General features: G+C 31.2%; 12 protein-coding genes and 3 tRNA genes. 6 read left to right on the plus strand and 9 right to left on the minus strand.

Features of this window, described 5'->3' with window-relative positions:
- Nucleotides 1-158: 158 nt before the first annotated feature.
- The 5 genes from ACEQT4_RS00005 to ACEQT4_RS00025 form a co-directional block, all read right to left on the minus strand.
- Nucleotides 159-232 (minus strand) — tRNA-Arg (locus tag ACEQT4_RS00005).
- 9 nt (nt 233-241) lie between these two features.
- Nucleotides 242-316: transfer RNA gene (locus tag ACEQT4_RS00010), tRNA-Pro, on the minus strand.
- Nucleotides 317-333: 17 nt separating this feature from the next.
- Nucleotides 334-415, minus strand: a tRNA-Ser gene (locus tag ACEQT4_RS00015).
- A 94-nt stretch (nt 416-509) separates the two neighbouring features.
- Nucleotides 510-2552, minus strand: coding sequence for an HD family phosphohydrolase (locus ACEQT4_RS00020; protein WP_370225423.1), 2043 nt, complete (start codon nt 2550-2552; stop codon nt 510-512).
- A gap of 47 nt (nt 2553-2599) precedes the next feature.
- Nucleotides 2600-3001 (minus strand): hypothetical protein, encoded by a 402-nt coding sequence (locus ACEQT4_RS00025; protein ID WP_027879071.1) that lies wholly within the window; start codon nt 2999-3001, stop codon nt 2600-2602.
- 205 nt (nt 3002-3206) lie between these two features.
- Between ACEQT4_RS00025 and ACEQT4_RS00030 the strand changes: the two genes are divergently transcribed.
- A complete protein-coding gene (locus ACEQT4_RS00030; RefSeq protein WP_370225424.1) occupies nt 3207-4385 on the plus strand; it encodes an acetyl-CoA C-acyltransferase in 1179 nt (392 codons plus the stop codon).
- 9 nt (nt 4386-4394) lie between these two features.
- Nucleotides 4395-5144, plus strand: coding sequence for a C40 family peptidase (locus tag ACEQT4_RS00035; protein ID WP_106677585.1), 750 nt, complete (start codon nt 4395-4397; stop codon nt 5142-5144).
- Nucleotides 5145-5195: 51 nt separating this feature from the next.
- On the opposite strand, the gene ACEQT4_RS00040 is transcribed toward ACEQT4_RS00035, so the two are convergent.
- Nucleotides 5196-6428: a lipopolysaccharide assembly protein LapB gene (locus ACEQT4_RS00040; protein WP_027879074.1), complete on the minus strand. Its 1233-nt coding sequence runs from the start codon at nt 6426-6428 to the stop codon at nt 5196-5198.
- 32 nt (nt 6429-6460) lie between these two features.
- Nucleotides 6461-9010: a DNA gyrase subunit A gene (gyrA, locus tag ACEQT4_RS00045; RefSeq protein WP_370225426.1), complete on the minus strand. Its 2550-nt coding sequence runs from the start codon at nt 9008-9010 to the stop codon at nt 6461-6463.
- A 259-nt stretch (nt 9011-9269) separates the two neighbouring features.
- Here gyrA and ACEQT4_RS00050 point away from each other — a divergent pair, with 259 nt between their 5' ends.
- A complete protein-coding gene (locus ACEQT4_RS00050) occupies nt 9270-11816 on the plus strand; it encodes an ATP-dependent Clp protease ATP-binding subunit (RefSeq protein ID WP_027879076.1) in 2547 nt (848 codons plus the stop codon).
- Nucleotides 11817-11899: 83 nt separating this feature from the next.
- A complete protein-coding gene (locus ACEQT4_RS00055) occupies nt 11900-12286 on the plus strand; it encodes a hypothetical protein (protein ID WP_051169812.1) in 387 nt (128 codons plus the stop codon).
- Here the strand turns inward: ACEQT4_RS00055 and hutH are convergent.
- The gene (gene hutH / locus ACEQT4_RS00060) at nt 12279-13790 is read right to left on the minus strand and encodes a histidine ammonia-lyase (protein ID WP_370225427.1); all 1512 of its coding nucleotides are present in this window, start codon (nt 13788-13790) and stop codon (nt 12279-12281) included. The two genes, ACEQT4_RS00055 and hutH, sit on opposite strands and share 8 nt — an antisense overlap.
- Nucleotides 13791-13919: 129 nt before the next feature.
- Between hutH and ACEQT4_RS00065 the strand changes: the two genes are divergently transcribed.
- Nucleotides 13920-14954: a TlpA family protein disulfide reductase gene (locus tag ACEQT4_RS00065; protein ID WP_370225428.1), complete on the plus strand. Its 1035-nt coding sequence runs from the start codon at nt 13920-13922 to the stop codon at nt 14952-14954.
- Nucleotides 14955-15008: 54 nt separating this feature from the next.
- Here the strand turns inward: ACEQT4_RS00065 and ACEQT4_RS00070 are convergent, their stop codons facing one another.
- Complete coding sequence (locus ACEQT4_RS00070) at nt 15009-16568, minus strand: NAD(P)H-hydrate dehydratase (RefSeq protein ID WP_370225429.1); 1560 nt, start codon at nt 16566-16568, stop codon at nt 15009-15011.
- A gap of 268 nt (nt 16569-16836) precedes the next feature.
- Between ACEQT4_RS00070 and thrA the strand changes: the two genes are divergently transcribed.
- Nucleotides 16837-19278 carry a bifunctional aspartate kinase/homoserine dehydrogenase I gene (gene thrA, locus ACEQT4_RS00075; RefSeq protein WP_370225431.1) on the plus strand — a complete coding sequence of 814 codons (2442 nt, stop codon included), beginning with the start codon at nt 16837-16839 and terminating at the stop codon, nt 19276-19278.
- Nucleotide 19279 lies beyond the last annotated feature (1 nt).

Raw genomic sequence — 19279 nt, forward strand, 5'->3', positions numbered from 1 at the left:
AATTTTCCTGGTATGCAGTAAATACCTTTTTTAGTGAATTTTATGAATTTCAAGCGTTTTTAACTACAAAATACAACCAAAATCATAAAATTATAGTAGACTTAACTAATTTTTAACCAGAAACAAAAAAGCCTTACTAAAATTAGTAAGGCTTTTTGTGATCGCGACAGGATTCGAACCTGTGACCGTCTGCTTAGAAGGCAGATGCTCTATCCAACTGAGCTACGCGACCGATAAAATGTCGGGGTGGCAGGATTCGAACCTGCGACCTCCGCGTCCCAAACGCGGCGCGATAACCGGGCTACGCTACACCCCGAAATTGGTTATCTAATGCGGAGAGACCGGGATTCGAACCCGGGCATCCCGAAGGATGACAGCTTAGCAGGCTGCTGCATTACCACTCTGCCACCTCTCCTAAATCATTTAATGAACTTTGCAATAAAATTGCGGATGCAAATGTATGATTTCATCTCGTAGAACACAACATTTTTAGTGATTTTTTTGAAATTTTATTCCGGATACTCAATTCTTAAATGGTAAATGTTTGCTAACTTGCGTTTTAGCACTTTTTTTATGGCTTCAATTTCTTTAAAGGTTATATCTGCATTTAAAAATTGTCCTTCGTCTTTTTGTTTATTTATGATATTTTCTACAAAATTATCAATTTTTGCTGACGTAGGTTCTTTTAAACTTTTTGATGCTGCTTCTACACTATCACACATCATTAGTATTGCAGTTTCTTTACTAAATGGCTTTGGTCCTGGATAGCTAAAGTCTTCTATGTTTACACCTTCATTATTAGCCTTTTCTTTCATGTAGAAATAATAAACTTGACTGGTACCATGGTGTGTTCTTATAAAATCTATTACTCTGTCTGGTAGATTATTTTTCTTAGCAATTTCAATTCCGTTTATAACGTGATTTATTATGATTTGAGCACTTTCTTTTGGAGATAATTCGTCATGACTATTTATTCCTGACGATTGATTTTCAGTAAAATAAGTAGGGTTTTTCATCTTACCAATATCGTGATATAGAGCTCCTACTCTGACCAACATCGCATTTGCATTTATTTCATTTGCTGAAGCTTCTGCTAAATTTGCAACGTTTAATGAGTGATGGAATGTACCTGGAGCTTTATTTGACAGCTCTTTTAAAAGTTTAGAATTTGTATCGGACAATTCTAAAAGAGAAACATCTGATACTAATCCAAATAGCTTTTCATAAACATAAATTAATGGCTGGACAAACAATGTAGCCAAACCGCAAAGTATAAATAGTACAAAGGTTTGGGTATGTATGTTTTCTATACTTGCTTCATGTATAACAAAAAAGGCAAAATAAGCGATGATATAAATTAATGTAATTTGACCTACTGATATGAATAGATTTGCTCTTTTATAAAGTTCTGAAACTGTTAATATGGTTACAATACCTGCAATAATTTGCAAAAACATATACTCATAACTATTTGGCACTATTGATCCAAGTAAGAGCACTGTAATAACGTGTGCAAACAAACCTAATCTAGCATCAAAAAAAGCTTTTAAAACTAAAGGTAAAATAGCTATAGGTACAATATAGACATATTCTGATTTGTAACTTACCACCAAGGTTGTAAGCAAGACAACCACAAATATGTTAAAGAATATAAAGGTAACTTTAGTGTTATTGTTAAAAACATCTATTCTATACTTTCTTATAAATAATAATAACATTAATAAAGCTAAAGCGACTAATAATGTGTAAGCAAAAACAATCCAATAATAGTTAGATTTTGTCCAATCTTTAGACTCATATTCATTGACCAAAGAGTTTAAAATTTGAAATTTATTATCGTTTACAATTTCTCCTTTAGAAATAATTAAAGTCTCTTTTTCAATCATTCCCCTATTTACCGAAATAGATTGCAAAGCTTCATTTAAAACATTTTCTGTTAATGTTCTATTATAGGTTAAGTTTGGTTTTATAACATTAAAGAAAAGCGCTATTATAGAGTTTATTTCTTTTGGAGTAAAAATATCTTTTAACTCGTTTTCAACGGTAGATTTTACTTCAGATTGGTTGAATAAATTTTTAAAATTTGTAGTTTCTTTTTCAACATTATTTTCAAGTATAATTACAGTTTTTTCAGGCTTTAACTTGATGTTTTCGCTTAAAATTCCAAATTCATAAAACTCATTTAAAATCTGACTACTTTTTTCTTTAAGAATGTTATAATTTGGTATTGAATCTGAAAAAACATTACTAAAAGACTTTTCAAAAGCATTAAAAACAGTTGATTTAACCTTTTCATTTCTATTAAAATATGCTATAGATTGACTTTTTAGAAGCTCTTTTTCTTTATCAATTTCAGACTTATTTTTCTTTATAGCAAAGTTAAACGGTGCGTAAAGATTTTCTGTTTGCCAAGGTTTTCCTTTTTCAAAGTTATATTTAAAACGACCACTTTTAGGAAATAAAAACACAATTAAAAAAGTAGTAGCTATAAAAAGTAATACTTTGTATATGTTAGAATGGTTTTTGTAAAAAATATTTATGTTGTTGTTCATGTTCAACTAACTAATAAGTTTTTAAGCTTGTATGTTACACTAATTTATTATTCAAATTCTATATCAAAATCTTTTTGGTTGTATTTAATGGGAATTTTAGACCAAAAAATTTCATCTTTATTGTAAATGCTATCAGGCACTTTAATTTCTAGGAATATAGTACTAACTTCAGGATCATCTGGTAAAAAAGTTACAAAATACTTTTCACTCTCTTTTGGTTTAGATCTCCCTATATAATTATTTTGAGTGTAAGTAATAGAATTGTAACTATAGGTATATTTACAAGTCACACCACCTTTCATAGCATAAATATCATCAATAGTTGCTATTGTGAACTTCCCTTCGTTTAACAATTTTTTATCTCTTTTAAGATTAATTATTAAACAAATAATAATAAAAATCAAAAAAATTGGAATGCCTATTTTATCCTTTTTGTTTAGTTTAAACATTTTTACTAGTTAGTTAGATTCTTAATATTTCTTAACCAGCATTAAATTAACTTATTTTAAGTTATCCATTGACTTCTATTAAAAAACTGTAGTTTTTCAAATGTAATAAATAAATACAGTTTTGATTAGTTATAATGCACAGAATGGTCTAAATTTTATTAAAAAATTAGTAATTTCGTGGACATAATAAAAACTAAATAAATATATGAGTAAAGAAGTTGTAATTGTCTCGGCTGCAAGAACACCAATAGGTAGTTTTTTAGGTGCTTTAAGTACTGTCCCTGCTCCTAAATTAGGTGCTGTAGCTATTAAAGGTGCATTAGATAAAATTAATTTAAAACCAGAATTGGTTGATGAAGTTTTAATGGGTAATGTAGTACAAGCTGGTACTGGACAAGCACCAGCAAGACAAGCAGCTATTTATGCAGGTATACCAAATACTGTACCGTGTACAACTGTAAATAAAGTTTGCTCTTCTGGGATGAAGGCAGTAATGCAAGCTGCGCAAAGCATTGCTTTAGGCGACACAGAAATAGTTGTTGCTGGAGGTATGGAAAACATGAGTTTGATTCCTCATTACTTACATGCAAGAACTGGAACTAAATTTGGTCCTGCAAGTTTAATCGATGGTATGCAAAAAGATGGTTTAGTAGATGCTTATGACCAAAACGCAATGGGTGTTTGTGCAGATGATTGTGCTACTGAATATAATTTTTCAAGAGAAGAACAAGATGCTTTTGCTATTCAATCGTATAGTAGATCTGCAGCAGCATGGGACGCAGGAAAATTTGATAATGAAGTTGTACCTGTAGAAGTACCTCAGCGTCGTGGTGAACCAAAAATAGTATCTAAAGACGAAGAATATACAAATGTTAAACTTGAGAAGATTCCTGCATTACGTCCTGCTTTTACTAGAGACGGAACAGTAACTGCTGCTAATGCTTCTACAATAAACGATGGTGCTGGAGCAATGGTTTTAATGAATGCTGATAAAGCAAAAGAATTAGGCCTAACACCATTAGCAACTATAAAATCTTATGCAGATGCAGCACAAGAACCAAAATGGTTTACTACTGCTCCTGCAAAAGCATTACCTAAAGCTTTAGATAAAGCGGGAATTAAATTAGAAGATGTAGATTACTTTGAGTTTAATGAAGCTTTTTCTGTTGTTGGATTAGCTAACATGAAAATTTTAGGTTTATCAGACGACAAGGTAAACGTTAATGGTGGCGCTGTATCTTTAGGTCATCCATTAGGTTGTTCTGGTGTAAGAATACTAATTACTTTATTAAATGTTTTAGAACAAAATGATGCAAAAATTGGAGCAGCAGCTATATGTAATGGTGGCGGTGGCGCATCAGCTTTAGTACTACAACGTCAGTAAATACAACTAATGCAATACGGAATTTGTAATTTAAGCATTGTTCCTTTAAGATTAGAAGCATCAGACACAAGTGAAATGGTATCTCAGGTCATTTACGGTGATGTTTTTAAAGTTTTAGAGCAACGAAAAAAATGGAGTAAAATCAGATTAGCTTTTGATAAATATGAAGGCTGGATTGATAATAAACAATATGTAGAAATTACAGAAGAACATTATAATGACTTAAATAATCAACCTTTAAAAATCTCAACAGATTTAGTTGAGTTTATTCAGGATGAAAATGAGCAACTTCATACAATTGTTTTAGGTTCTAGCTTAAATGGTGTTAGTCTATTAAATCATAAATATGAAGGTGCTTTTGTAGATCAAACACAAGAAAAAAGTCATTTAATTGAAACTGCATTTAAATATTTAAATGCTCCTTATCTTTGGGGAGGAAAAACTCCTTTTGGTATCGATTGTAGTGGTTTTACACAAATGGTATATAAACTTAATGGTTATAAATTATTGCGTGATGCCTCACAACAAGCCACACAAGGTGAAGCTTTAAGTTTTATTGAAGAAAGTGAACCAGGTGATTTAGCTTTTTTTGATAATAATGAAGGCCAAATTATTCATGTTGGCATAATAATGCAAGACAATTATATTATACATGCACATGGAAAAGTAAGGATTGATCGTTTAGATCATACAGGTATTTACAATGCAGATAGACGGATGCATACCCATAAACTTAGAGTTATTAAAAAGATAATATAAAAAAAGCCTCCTAAAATTTAGGAGGCTTTTTTATTATAATGGTTAAAGGTTTTATTTCCCTTCAATCTCTGCATTAATTGCTTTTGCTTTTTCTACTTCACCTAAAGCATTATATATATTCTTTAACTGTTGTAAAACAGATGTAGGTACAGAAGTATTATTATTTTTAAAATCTACTAGCGTTTGTGCTGCTTGATCAAATAAAGAAGACTTCTTCTTTTTAAGTTCTTCATATTTTAAATCATCTGCTCTACTGTTTCCTAAAGAATTCATTTGCTCTACTAAAGCATTTCCTTCTTCAAGGTATGATGTAGATAAGTTTAGTGCTGCATCTGCATTAGCAGGTTTTAAGCTTAATACTTTTTCAAAAGACTGTCTTGCTTTTTCAATCTCTTTGTTATTCATGTAAATAACACCTACGTTATAATGTAAGTCTGCATTATTAGGCTCTTTTTGTATAGCTTCTTGCAAGATTGATTGAAACTTTTTCTCATCACCCATTTCAAAATAAATGTTTGCTTCGTTAATTAATAAATTAACATCATCTGGGTTTGCTTGTTTTGCCTTTTCTATAGCTGCTAAAGCTTTGTCTTTTTCACCTTTATTAATATAAATTAATGCAATATTTTTAGTGATTTCAGAAGCTCTAGATTCTGTGTTTTGGGTCTCTGGATCTGTGTGTGTTCCACTCTTTACATATATATCTCTTTCAGATTTACTGTTAAAGCTATCTACTTGTCCAGTTTCTTTGTTTGTAGCAACAAACATTGTTTTTTCTCCTGTATAACCTAATTTATCTAACTCTAAGTAAGACTCTAATGCTTTATCAAAGTTTTGAGCACCTATATAACTTACTGCTGTGTAATATAAATAGTCCTGTGCTTCTGGATTAACTTGATACATCATGTTAAAAGTTTCTGCTGCTTTATTAAACTTTTTACTTGAGTAAAAATTATTTGCTTTTGTTAACAGATCATTTTCTATGATTCTTTTAAACTCTGCTCCTTCTCCTTCTACTTTAAGTATATTTTCTATAGCTTTATTAGTATCTGCATTAGTAGACGTCCCGTTAGCATAATATGCTTTTGCTGCAGCTAGGTAATAATCTTCTTTTAAGTCATCATCCATAGCAGACACTTGAGAATCTAATTGTGTTGCTATAGTTTTAGCTTCTGCAAAATTGTCTTTTTTTACTGCTTTTTCTAATGCTTTAACTTCTTTTTTTTGGGCAAAAGTAAAAACAGATACAAATAATGCTAAAGCAATAATTACTTGTTTTTTCATTTTAAATTTGTGTTTTAAATTTTATAAATTATTTATTCTTCTTCGTTAGTAGCAATAGTTGTGCCATCTTCTGTGTTGGCAGTGTCTTCTAAGTTTTCAATATCTATTTCTTCTTCATCTTCATCTTTCATTACTTTAGCTACAGCAGCTATAGAATCGTTACCTTTTAGATTTATTAACTTAACACCTTGAGTTGCTCTACCCATAGTCCTTAAGTTTTCTACTGCTAGACGGATAGCAATTCCAGATTTGTTGATAATCATTAAATCATCAGAATCTGTAACACTTTTTATTGCAACTAAGCTTCCTGTTTTTTCTGTGATAGAAATAGTTTTAACACCTTTTCCTCCTCTATTAGTGATACGGTAAACTGCTTCTCCATCTTCTGGATCATCAATAAAAGTACGTTTACCATAACCGTTTTCTGAAACTACTAATACAGTTTCTTCTTGCGGATTGTTAACAGTTACCATTCCTATTACTTCATCATTATCATTTCCTAGAGTTATACCTCTTACTCCTGAAGCATTACGACCCATAGGACGTGTTTTTGCTTCTTCAAATCTAATAGCTTTACCAGATTTTAAGGCTAACATAACTTGGCTGTTACCTGTTGTTAGTTTTGCTTCTAGTAACTCATCATTATCTTTAATGGTAATTGCGTTAATTCCGTTTGTACGAGGTCTAGAGTATTGCTCTAAAGCTGTTTTCTTAACCTGACCTTGTTTAGTTGCCATTATGACATAATGAGAATTTATGTAATCCTCATCTTTTAGGTCTTGAGTACAAATAAATGCCATAACCTTATCATCTTGTTCAATATTTATAAGGTTTTGTATTGCTCTACCTTTTGATGTTCTTGAACCTTCAGGTATTTCGTAAACACGCATCCAGAAACATTTTCCTTTTTGGGTGAAGAATAGCATATATTGATGGTTTGTACCCACAAATAAATCTTCTAAAAAGTCTTCGTTTCTTGTATTTGAAGCTTTTTGACCAACTCCGCCTCTATTTTGTGTTTTATACTCTGTTAAAGATGTACGTTTGATATATCCTGCATGAGAAATAGTAATAACTACTTGCTCATCCGGAATCATATCTTCGATACTTAAATCTCCACCAGCATATTCTATTGTAGAACGACGCTCATCTCCGTACTTATCTTTAACTTCGATAAGTTCTTCTTTGATAATGTCCATACGACGTTCTTTCTTTTCTAAAATATCTTTTAAATCTGCTATTGTCTTTATAATATCTTCATATTCACTACGTAGCTTATCTTGTTCTAGACCGGTTAATTGGCGTAGACGCATATCTACTATTGCTTTAGCTTGAATTTCTGAAAGCTCAAAGCGATCTATTAATTTTTGTCTTGCTTCTTCTGCATTAGACGATGCTCTAATTATTGAGATTACTTCGTCTATATTATCTGAAGCTATTATTAAACCTTCTAAGATATGTGCACGTTCTTCAGCTTTGCGTAATTCGTATTTAGTACGTCTTACTACAACATCATGTCTATGCTCTACAAAGTGATAGATTAAGTCTTTTAAATTTAAAAGCTCTGGTCTACCGTTTACTAATGCAATATTATTGACACTAAAAGAAGATTGTAATGCTGTGTATTTGTATAACTTATTTAATACGATATTTGGTATTGCATCACGTTTAAGCACGTAAACAATACGCATTCCGTTACGGTCAGATTCATCACGAATTGTAGAAATACCTTCTAATTTTTTATCGTTAACTAAATCAGCAGTCTTTTTAATCATATCTGCTTTATTAACTTGATAAGGTATTTCGGTAACTACTATAGATTCTCTTCCGTTAACTTCTTCTACATTAGCTTTACCACGCATAACAATACGTCCGCGACCTGTATGAAATGCTTCTTTTACACCATCATAGCCATAAATTGTTCCTCCTGTAGGAAAATCTGGAGCTTTAATATGTTGCATTAACTCGTCTACTTCAATATCGTTATTGTCAATGTAAGCAATAGTACCATTAACAACTTCTGTTAAATTATGAGGAGGCATATTTGTAGCCATACCTACCGCAATACCAGAAGCACCATTAATTAATAAACCAGGAATACGTGTAGGTAAAACTGTTGGTTCTTCTAAAGTATCATCAAAATTTAGTTTATGGTCTACAGTTTCTTTATCGATATCTGCCAACATGTCTTCAGATATCTTTCGCATACGCGCTTCTGTATAACGCATTGCTGCAGGACTATCTCCATCTACAGATCCAAAGTTACCTTGACCATCTATTAACATATAACGTAAGCTCCATTCTTGAGCCATACGCACCATAGTGTCATATACTGAGGTATCACCATGTGGATGATACTTACCTAAAACCTCACCAACTATTCTTGCAGATTTTTTATGTGCAGTGTTAGACCTAACACCTAATTCGTGCATACCAAAAAGCACACGTCTGTGTACTGGTTTTAAACCATCTCTTACATCTGGTAAAGCACGTGACACAATGACTGACATTGAATAATCAATGTAAGCCGACTTCATTTCATCTTCAATGTTAATCGGAATGAGTTTTTCTCCTTCTGCCATATATAATTTAATTTGTTATATTCATTATTTCAAAACACGCTAATATAAAACTTTCGTTAGTAACGGTAAGCCTTTTACTAGGTTTTTTTAGTGTTTTTTATTAACAATTTTAGCCTCTTTTTTAGTTAATAACTTAATCACTGTTAATTTGTAGATTATTCTTACTTTCAAACCAAAAACAATTAACATATTATTTAAGGTACAGTTTTTGCCTATACTAATTATGTTTACTATTTTTAAAAGCAGAAAGGAAATAAATATGGACGATAATTTTTCACCAAGAGTTAAAGATGTAATTGCATACAGTAAAGAAGAAGCGCTTAGATTAGGGCACGACTTTATTGGCACAGAACATCTTATGCTTGGTCTTTTAAGAGACGGAAACGGTAAGGCTATTAATATTTTAAACGCATTAGATATTGATTTAAATCATTTAAGGCGTAAAGTAGAAATTTTAAGTCCTGCCAACCCAAATACATCAATAACTTCTAACGAAAAGAAAAACTTGCACTTAACGCGACAAGCAGAACGTGCTTTAAAAACTACTTTTTTAGAAGCTAAGCTTTTTCAAAGCACATCAATAAACACAGCACATTTACTGCTATGTATTTTAAGAAACGAAAATGATCCTACTACAAAGCTTTTAAATAAGCTTAAAGTAGATTATGATAATGTAAAAGAACAATTTAAGTCAATGATTACAAACGATGATAATTTTGAAGATATAACAGGAAGCCCTAAAGCCGAATTTCCTGAAGATGATGCACAACAAGATGATGCATCAAAAGATATATTTAATACGCCTTCATCAAAAAGCAACAAAAAGTCTAAAACTCCTGTTTTAGATAATTTTGGTCGCGATTTGACTGCTATGGCAGAAGAAGGTAAATTAGACCCAGTAGTTGGACGTGAAAAAGAGATTGAAAGAGTGTCTCAAGTATTATCACGTCGTAAGAAAAACAATCCTCTCTTAATAGGAGAACCTGGTGTTGGTAAGTCTGCTATTGCAGAAGGACTTGCTAACAGAATTGTAAGTAAGAAAGTATCTAGAATACTTTTTAACAAACGTGTAGTTACTTTGGATCTTGCAAGTTTAGTTGCTGGCACTAAATACCGTGGACAGTTTGAAGAACGTATGAAAGCTGTAATGAATGAGCTTGAAAAGAATGATGATGTTATTCTTTTTATTGATGAAATTCATACCATAGTTGGCGCTGGTGGCGCAACAGGAAGCTTAGATGCTTCAAATATGTTTAAGCCTGCTTTAGCACGTGGCGAAATTCAATGTATAGGTGCTACAACTTTAGATGAGTACAGACAATACATAGAAAAAGATGGTGCTTTAGAGCGTCGTTTTCAAAAAGTTATTGTAGAACCTACTACTGTTGAAGAAACTATTCAAATACTTAATAACATTAAAGCTAAATATGAAGATCATCACAATGTAGAATATACAGATGAAGCTATTGAAGCTTGTGTTAAGTTAACCAATAGATATATGACAGATCGTTTCTTGCCAGATAAAGCTATAGATGCTTTAGATGAAGCTGGTTCTCGTGTTCATATCACAAATATTGATGTCCCTAAACAAATTCTAGAATTAGAAAAGAAGCTAGAAGAAGTTAGAGAAACTAAGAATTCGGTTGTAAAAAAGCAGAAATACGAAGAAGCTGCAAGATTACGTGATGACGAAAAACGTTTAGAAAAAGAACTTGCTGTTGCACAAGAAAAATGGGAAGAAGAAACCAAATTACATCGTGAGACAGTAACAGAAGATAATGTAGCAGATGTTATCTCTATGATGACAGGCGTTCCTGTAAACAGAATAGCACAAACCGAAAGCAACAAACTAGCACAATTACCAGAGCTAATTAAAGGTAAAGTTATTGGTCAAGATAATGCTGTTGCTAAAGTTGTTAAAGCGATACAACGTAACCGTGCTGGATTAAAAGATCCTAACAAACCTATTGGATCATTTATATTTTTAGGTCAAACAGGTGTTGGTAAAACACAATTAGCTAAAGTTTTGTCAAAACAATTATTTGATAGTGAAGAGTCGCTAATTAGAATAGATATGAGTGAATATATGGAGAAATTTGCTATATCTAGATTAGTTGGTGCGCCTCCAGGATACGTAGGTTATGAAGAAGGAGGACAACTTACAGAAAAAGTAAGACGTAAACCATATTCTGTAGTACTTTTAGACGAAATCGAAAAAGCGCATCCAGATGTATTTAATATGTTGCTTCAAGTATTAGATGATGGTTATTTAACAGATAGTTTAGGTAGAAAAATAGATTTTAGAAACACTATAATAATCATGACCTCTAACATTGGTGCCAGAAAATTAAAAGATTTTGGTACTGGTATAGGTTTTGGCACATCGTCTCAAAAAGCTCAAGAAGATGCAAATGCCAGAAGTGTTATTGAAAATGCACTTAAAAAATCTTTTGCACCAGAGTTTTTAAACAGAATAGACGACGTTATTGTCTTTAATGCTTTAGAACAAGAAGACATTAATAAGATTATTGATATAGAATTAGAAAAACTATTAAAACGTATTGATGGTTTAGGCTACAACTTACAATTAACTAAAGATGCTAAAAACTTTATAGCAGAAAAAGGATTTGATAAGCAATACGGAGCAAGACCATTAAAACGTGCTATTCAAAAATACATTGAAGATGCTTTAGCTGAAGAAATTATAACTTCTAAATTAAAAGAAGGAGATAATATAGTTATGGATTTAGATAAAGACAATAACGAAATAGTTATTTCTATACAATCATCAGAAGAAGCTAAATAACAATATAATTAAAATATAAAAACCTGTTGATTATTTATATTAACAGGTTTTTTCTATCTTTATAAGAGTTAAAACCAACCTATATGCCTATAAAAATCACATTAGATTTTTGCACTTTAGAATTTATTGATAAAATTGCTATTGCAGTTATTAATGAAGGTGTGCACGTAGACTATGAAATTAGTAAGGCTATAGCCCAAGCTTGTACAAACTACTTTAAACAAGCACCTTTTGTATATTTATCGCTTAGAACAAACTCATATTCTGTTGACGTTACAAAATATAGTACTTTAGTTAATCAAATGGAAAACCTTAAAGGTTTTGGAGTTATTTCCACTTCATTATCTGCAAGAAATGCAGAAATAGAAAGCCTTTTCCTAGATCTTCCTTTTGCAATATTTGACGATTTAGACGAAGGTCTTAAATGGGCAAAAAACATTTTAGATAAAAATCCAAAGAGAATTAACTAAATAACTCACTTGCATCAATACCTAAATTATTAATAAATAGTATTGATTTTTCTATATCATCGTGTAAAATTTCATCTTCTTTAACAAAAGGCACTTCTACCCTATAACTTTGTAAAAATAATTCTATAAAATCAGAAGATTTTAATGGTGCTCTAAAGTATATAGCCTGCGAAGCATTAAATAACTCTATAGCTAAAACACGCTCTACATTATCTATTAACTTAAATGCTTGTGTAGCTGCATTTGCCCCCATACTTACGTGATCTTCTTGACCATTACTTGATACAATACTATCTACACTAGCAGGACTTGCTAACTGTTTATTAGCACTAACAATACTTGCTGCGGTATATTGCGGTATCATAAACCCACTATTTAAACCAGGATTATCTACTAAAAATGCAGGTAAACCACGAAGTCCTGATACTAATTGAAAAACTCGTCTTTCAGAAATATTTCCTAATTCTGACATTCCTATTTTTAAATAATCTAATGCTAATGCTAAGGGTTGACCATGAAAATTTCCTCCAGAAATAATTTCATCTTCGTTTGCAAAAATATTTGGATTATCAGTCACAGAGTTTATTTCTGTTATAAATGTTTTTTCTACAAAAGATAAAGTGTCTTTTGTTGCACCATGCACTTGTGGTATACATCTAAAGCTATAAGGGTCTTGTACGTGTTGTTTTTCTTGACTTATAATTTCGCTACCTTCTAAAAATTCTCTTACTCTTTTTGCTGTTTTTAATTGTCCGTTATGCGGTCTTACTAAGTGTATTAATTCATTAAAAGGCTCTATTCTTCCATCAAAAGCTTCTAAAGAAATACTTCCTATTAAATCTGCTAAATAAGATAATTTATAAGACTTCAACAATAAAAACACACCGTAAGCACTCATAAATTGCGTGCCATTTAACAATGCCAAACCTTCTTTAGACATTAGTTTAATAGCATCCCATTTAAAGTATGTGTTTAAATCTTCTGCTTCTAAAACTGCATCTTTATACCACACTTTTCCTTTTCCTATTAAAGGTAAAGCTAAATGCGCTAAAGGAGCCAAATCACCTGAAGCACCTAATGATCCTTGTGTATAAATTACAGGTAAGATATCATTGTTAAAAAACTCAATTAAACGCTGAACAGTTTGTAATTGTACGCCAGAATGTCCATAACTTAAAGATTGTATTTTAAGTAACAGCATTAACTTAACAACTTCATTAGGCACAACATCTCCTGTACCACAAGCATGAGACATGACTAAATTTTCTTGCAATTTAGTTAAGTTTTCTTTATTAATTTTTACATTATATAACGATCCAAAACCAGTATTTATACCATAAATTGGCTTAGTTTCTGTTTTTAGTTTTTCATCTAAATAAGCACGACAGTTTTCTATTTTGTCAATAGCTTCATTAGACAACTCTAAATGCTTTTCTTCTAAAATTATTGATTGAATGGTTGCCAAATCTAATGGCTGTGATGATATATAATGAATTGAACTCATGGACATATTTTATTGTGTCCCAAAAGTCATAATTTGAGATAAATTCTGCAAGTTTTTGTTAATAATTCGTCAAAATAAGAAATCCTCAAATTATTCTTTTATTTTTGATTGAAAATTAAATAATCAATAATGAAGAAAGTTTTAATGTGCTTAGCAGGTTTGGCCATAATAGCCTGCAAACAAGAACCTAAAGATTACGCTACTTTTTCTGGTAAAATCGAAAACGCTAATAGTGATTCTTTATTTGTATTTCAATCAAGAAATTACAAAAAAACTATTAAGGTTAATGAAGATGGAACTTTTAGTGACACTTTAAAAGTAAATCCTGGAGTTTATGGTATTTATGATGGAAAGGAACAAGCTTTTGTTTATCTTAAAAATGACGCAGATATCAAACTTTCTGTTGATGCAGAAAACTTTAGAGAAACCATTAAATATGAAGGTAAAGACGTAGAAAACTCAAACTTTTTAGTAGAAAAAGCAAGGTTTGAAAGCAGCTTAATTGATTTAGAAGCTCTAAAAAATCTTGACTCATTAGGTTTTGAAAAAAAGCTAGAAAGCCTTAAATCTGAAATGATGGCTTTTTATGATAAAAACAAAAATATAGATTCTAGTATTATAGCTACATCAAAAAGTCAAATTAATCCAATGCTTATGTCTTTAAAAAGATATGTTGGAGAGTCTATTAAACTAAGATCACAGTTACCAAAAGGTTCTGAATCTCCTTCATTTAAAGACTACGAAAATTATGCTGGTGGCACTACATCTTTAGAAGAATTAAAAGGAAAATATGTTTATATAGATGTATGGGCTACTTGGTGCGCACCTTGTAAAGTAGAAATTCCTTCATTAAAAAAATTAGATGAAGACTACAAAGACAAAAACATAACTTTTGTAAGCATATCAATTGATGACGCAAGAGCACACAAAGGATCTATGGAAAACGCAAACGAAGCTTGGAAGGCTATGGTAGCCGATAAAGAGTTAACTGGTGTGCAATTATTTGCTCCTAATGGATGGCAAAGTGATTTTATTAAAGACTATAAGATTAATGGTATACCAAGATTTTTATTAATTGATCCAGAAGGAAAAATTGTAACACCAGATGCACCAAGACCTTCTGACGAACAACTAAGAACTTTATTAGATACCTTAAACATCTAAATCTATTATAATTTAAATTAAAAAAAGCGAGCTTTATAAGCTCGCTTTTTTTATTTAATCTTGTTCGCCATCATCCTCTTCTTCTACTTGAGGTTGTTCTGGTTTTTTAAATAAATCTAGATAAGCTAACGGTATTCCTTCAACAACATGTGTTGCTATAAAACTTTGATAACCTAACTCATCTACAAGTAAGTCTGCCGCTTTACCGTGTAAATAAATGGCAAATACTGTTGCAGATAATAAATCATAGCCTTGTGCAATCATACCTGCAATCATACCTGTTAAAACATCTCCTGTTCCTGCTGTTGCTAATCCTGGATTGCCGGTAACGTTTACATATAGTTTATCCTCTGCAACCGTTATTGTATTAGCGCCTTTTATAACTACTATACATTTATACTTTTTACTAAATACTTTTGTTTTTTGTAATTTATCAAAATCATCTTTCCAAGTCCCTATTAAACGTTCTAATTCTTTAGGATGTGGTGTTAAAATAGTTTGTCGTTCTGGTAAAAGCTTTAATAACGACTCACGTTTAGCCAACATATTTATACCATCTGCATCAATGACTAAAGGTTTTTTATTTGTTTTTAAAAAAGCTTCAAAAGCATCTATAGACGCATTATCTGTTCCTGCTCCTACTCCAAAAGCTATAACATTTGCGTCTATATCAAAATTAATCTCGGTAAGCTTTTCTTCATCTTTATCTGTAATTAACATTAACTCAGGAAAAGCGCCTTGCAAAGGAATGTATCCACATTTGGGTGTAAAAGCTGTTACTTTTCCAGCACCAGCACTTAGTGCACCTCTTCCTGCCAAGTTAACTGCTCCTATTTTACCATAACTACCTCCAATAATTAAAGCGTGTCCAAAAGTACCTTTATGACTATATTTTTCTCTTGGCTTGTATATTGTTAAGACTTCATTCTTTCCAATTAAGTCTGCTTCTGTTGGTGTCGTATATAAAAATTCAGGATCTATACCAATATCTAACACTTCCCATTGTACTGTGTATTTGGCAGTTTCTGGTAAGAAAAAAACTAATTTAGGTGATTGAAAACTTAATGTATATCCTGCATTAACAACATTATTTGGTGATGTTGGCACAGCATCTGTTTGCAAACCTGATGGTATATCTACAGATAAAACAAAAGCTTTTGTAGCTCTAAAATGATCAAAAATATTTACTACCCAATTAGCTACTGGTCTGTTTAAACCTATACCAAAAATAGCATCAACAATAATATCTCTTTCTTCTATTTGCGGTAATTCGCTTTCTTCATTTAGTAATATTGGCCAATCTTTTGTTGTATTTTTAATACGATCGTAATTAATTAAAAAGTCTTTTGATCTTGACGTACTGTAATTAACAATATACGTTTTAACATTATAACCATGAGTTATTAAGTGCCTAGCAATTACTAATCCATCTCCTCCATTATTACCTATACCACAAAATATATGAATTGGTACTTGTGCACCATGCATACGCATATGTAACCAATTAAAGATTTGTATGCCAGCACGTTCCATTAAATCTGTAGAACTTATATTTTGTTTTTTAGCGGTTAATGCATCACCTTCATAAATCTGTTCTTTCGAAAATATTTTCATCTATAAAAATTTATTATAACATTCATTTTAAGTTTCATTATTAATAAAATTTAAGCTTAAATTTATTAATCTATCAAAAATCAAACTTAGGTTTGTTTATTAAGGTAAAAGTAATACATTTGATAAGTATTGAAGCAAAAAGATGAAAACAACTTCTTTAATTATTACTTTTTTTATGACAATGACCCGTTAGGGTTATGCTTCTATATATCTTCCGTTTAAGGTAGTTTAAAAACTACATTTTTCAATTAATAACATACAAACTAAGATGAAAGTTCTAAAATTTGGAGGAACCTCTGTAGGTTCTAGTCAAAACATAAATAAAGTTATAGCCATTTTAAAAGAAAAATCGCAAGAAGACACTGTAATATGCGTAGTTTCTGCAATTGGTGGCATCACAGATAAACTATTAAAAGCTGGGCAATTAGCTAAAAATAAAGATAAAAGTTATTTAAATGAATTTGAAATTATTAAAGACATTCATTTTAAAACAATAAACCAATTATTACCACAACCAAGTAAACCCATAACGACTGTTGTAGAAGATAAACTTAATCAATTAAAAGAATTATTGAATGGTATTTATTTGATAAACGAATTATCACCAAAAACATCTGATAAACTAGTAAGTTTTGGTGAGCACTTATCTTCTACTATCATTGCTAAAACAATGAAAACTCAAGGTTTTGATGTAGAATTAAAAAATAGCCAAGATTTAATTGTAACTGACGATAATTTTACACGTGCCCAAGTTAATTTTGAAGTAACTAACAATAATATCAAATCCTACTTCAAAACACCTAAACAAATTACAGTATTACCTGGTTTTGTGGCAAAAACTACTTCTGGAGAACCAACAACGTTAGGTCGTGGCGGATCAGATTTTACTGCTGCTATTATTGCTGCTGCATTAAAAGTGGATCAATTGGAGATTTGGACAGATGTAAGTGGTATGTACACAACAAATCCAAAACTAGTAAAACAAGCATTTCCTATTGATAATTTATCGTATCAAGAAGCTATGGAATTATCGCATTTTGGAGCCAAAGTATTATATCCTCCAACAGTACAACCTGTGTTAGATTTAGACATACCAATTCACATAAAAAACACTTTTGATCCTGACGCTATTGGAACAGTAATCACCAAACAAGACAACGAGAAAAACTTAACCGTTAAAGGTATAAGTAATATAAACGACGTAGCTTTACTTACACTTGAAGGAAGTGGAATGATTGGTATTCCTGGATTTTCTAAACGATTATTTGAAGTCCTTGCTAATGAAAAAATCAATGTGATTTTTATAACACAAGCGTCTTCTGAACATTCTATTTGCTTCGGAATTCATAAATCGGATGCTGAACGTGCCAAGAAAGCTATTGATACTGCTTTTGATTATGAAATTTCGCTTCATAAAATTAATCCAATCGCTGTAGAAAAAGACTTATCGATTATTGCTTTAGTTGGCGATAATATGAAAAGCCATCAAGGCATTAGCGGAAAAATGTTTAGCACTTTAGGTAAAAACAATATAAATATTCGCGCTATTGCACAAGGTGCTTCAGAAAAAAATATATCTGCAGTTGTATCAGAAAAAGATGTAAAAAAAGCTTTAAACGCTTTACACGAACGTTTTTTTGAAAGCAACACTAAACAACTTAATGTATTTATAACAGGCGTAGGTAATGTTGGCGAAAAGCTAATAGAGCAAATTAAACAACAACGCAGTTATTTAAAGAAAAACCTAAAACTTGATGTTAGAATTATTGGACTATCAAATTCTCGTAAAATGGTCTTTAAACCAGAAGGTATCGATTTAAATAATTGGGCTTCACTTTTTCATCATGCAGACAAATCAAGTATAGAAGGTTTTTATCAAAAAGTAGTTAATCTTAATTTACGTAACAGCATTTTTGTAGACGTAACAGCAAACGAGGATGTAGCAAACATCTACGAAAAATACCTAAAACAAAGTGTAGCGGTTGTGGCTTGTAGTAAAATAGCGTGTTCTAGCGCATTTGCTAATTATAAAAAGTTACAAGATTTATCATTAAAATATAACGCACCTTTTTTATACGAAACTAATGTTGGCGCAGGATTACCAATAATAAATACCTTAAGTAATTTAGTTGCTTCTGGTGATAAAGTGATAAGTATTAAAGCCGTTTTATCGGGTAGTTTAAATTTTGTGTTCAATAATTTTAGTGATAAGAAAAACTTCCATGACACTGTAAAACAAGCGCAATTTGAAGGTTATACAGAACCTGATCCGCGAATTGATTTAAGCGGCATTGATGTGGCTAGAAAAATTCTAATTCTTGCTCGTGAAAATGGAATAGAAATGGAAATTGAGGATATTAAAAACAAATCATTTTTAACCAAAAAAAATTTAGAAAGTGACACTGTCGATGATTTTTATGAAACCTTAATAGAAGACGAAGCTCATTTTCAAAAGCTATATGCGTCTGCTAAAGCAAATAATTGCCAACTAAAATATGTTGCAGAATATAAAAATGGTAAAGCATCTGTTGGCTTACAAGAAATACCAGAAGGTCATCCTTTTTATAATTTAGAAGGTAAAGATAATATAGTAATGTTCCATACACAGCGCTATCCAGAACAACCTTTAATTGTAAAAGGTGCAGGTGCTGGCGCAGATGTAACTGCTTCTGGATTATTTGCAGATATTATTAAAATCGGAAGTAAATAAT

Origin of the sequence: Mesoflavibacter sp., from assembly GCF_964226795.1 — a bacterium.
Classification (GTDB): Bacteria; Bacteroidota; Bacteroidia; order Flavobacteriales; family Flavobacteriaceae; genus Mesoflavibacter; species Mesoflavibacter zeaxanthinifaciens.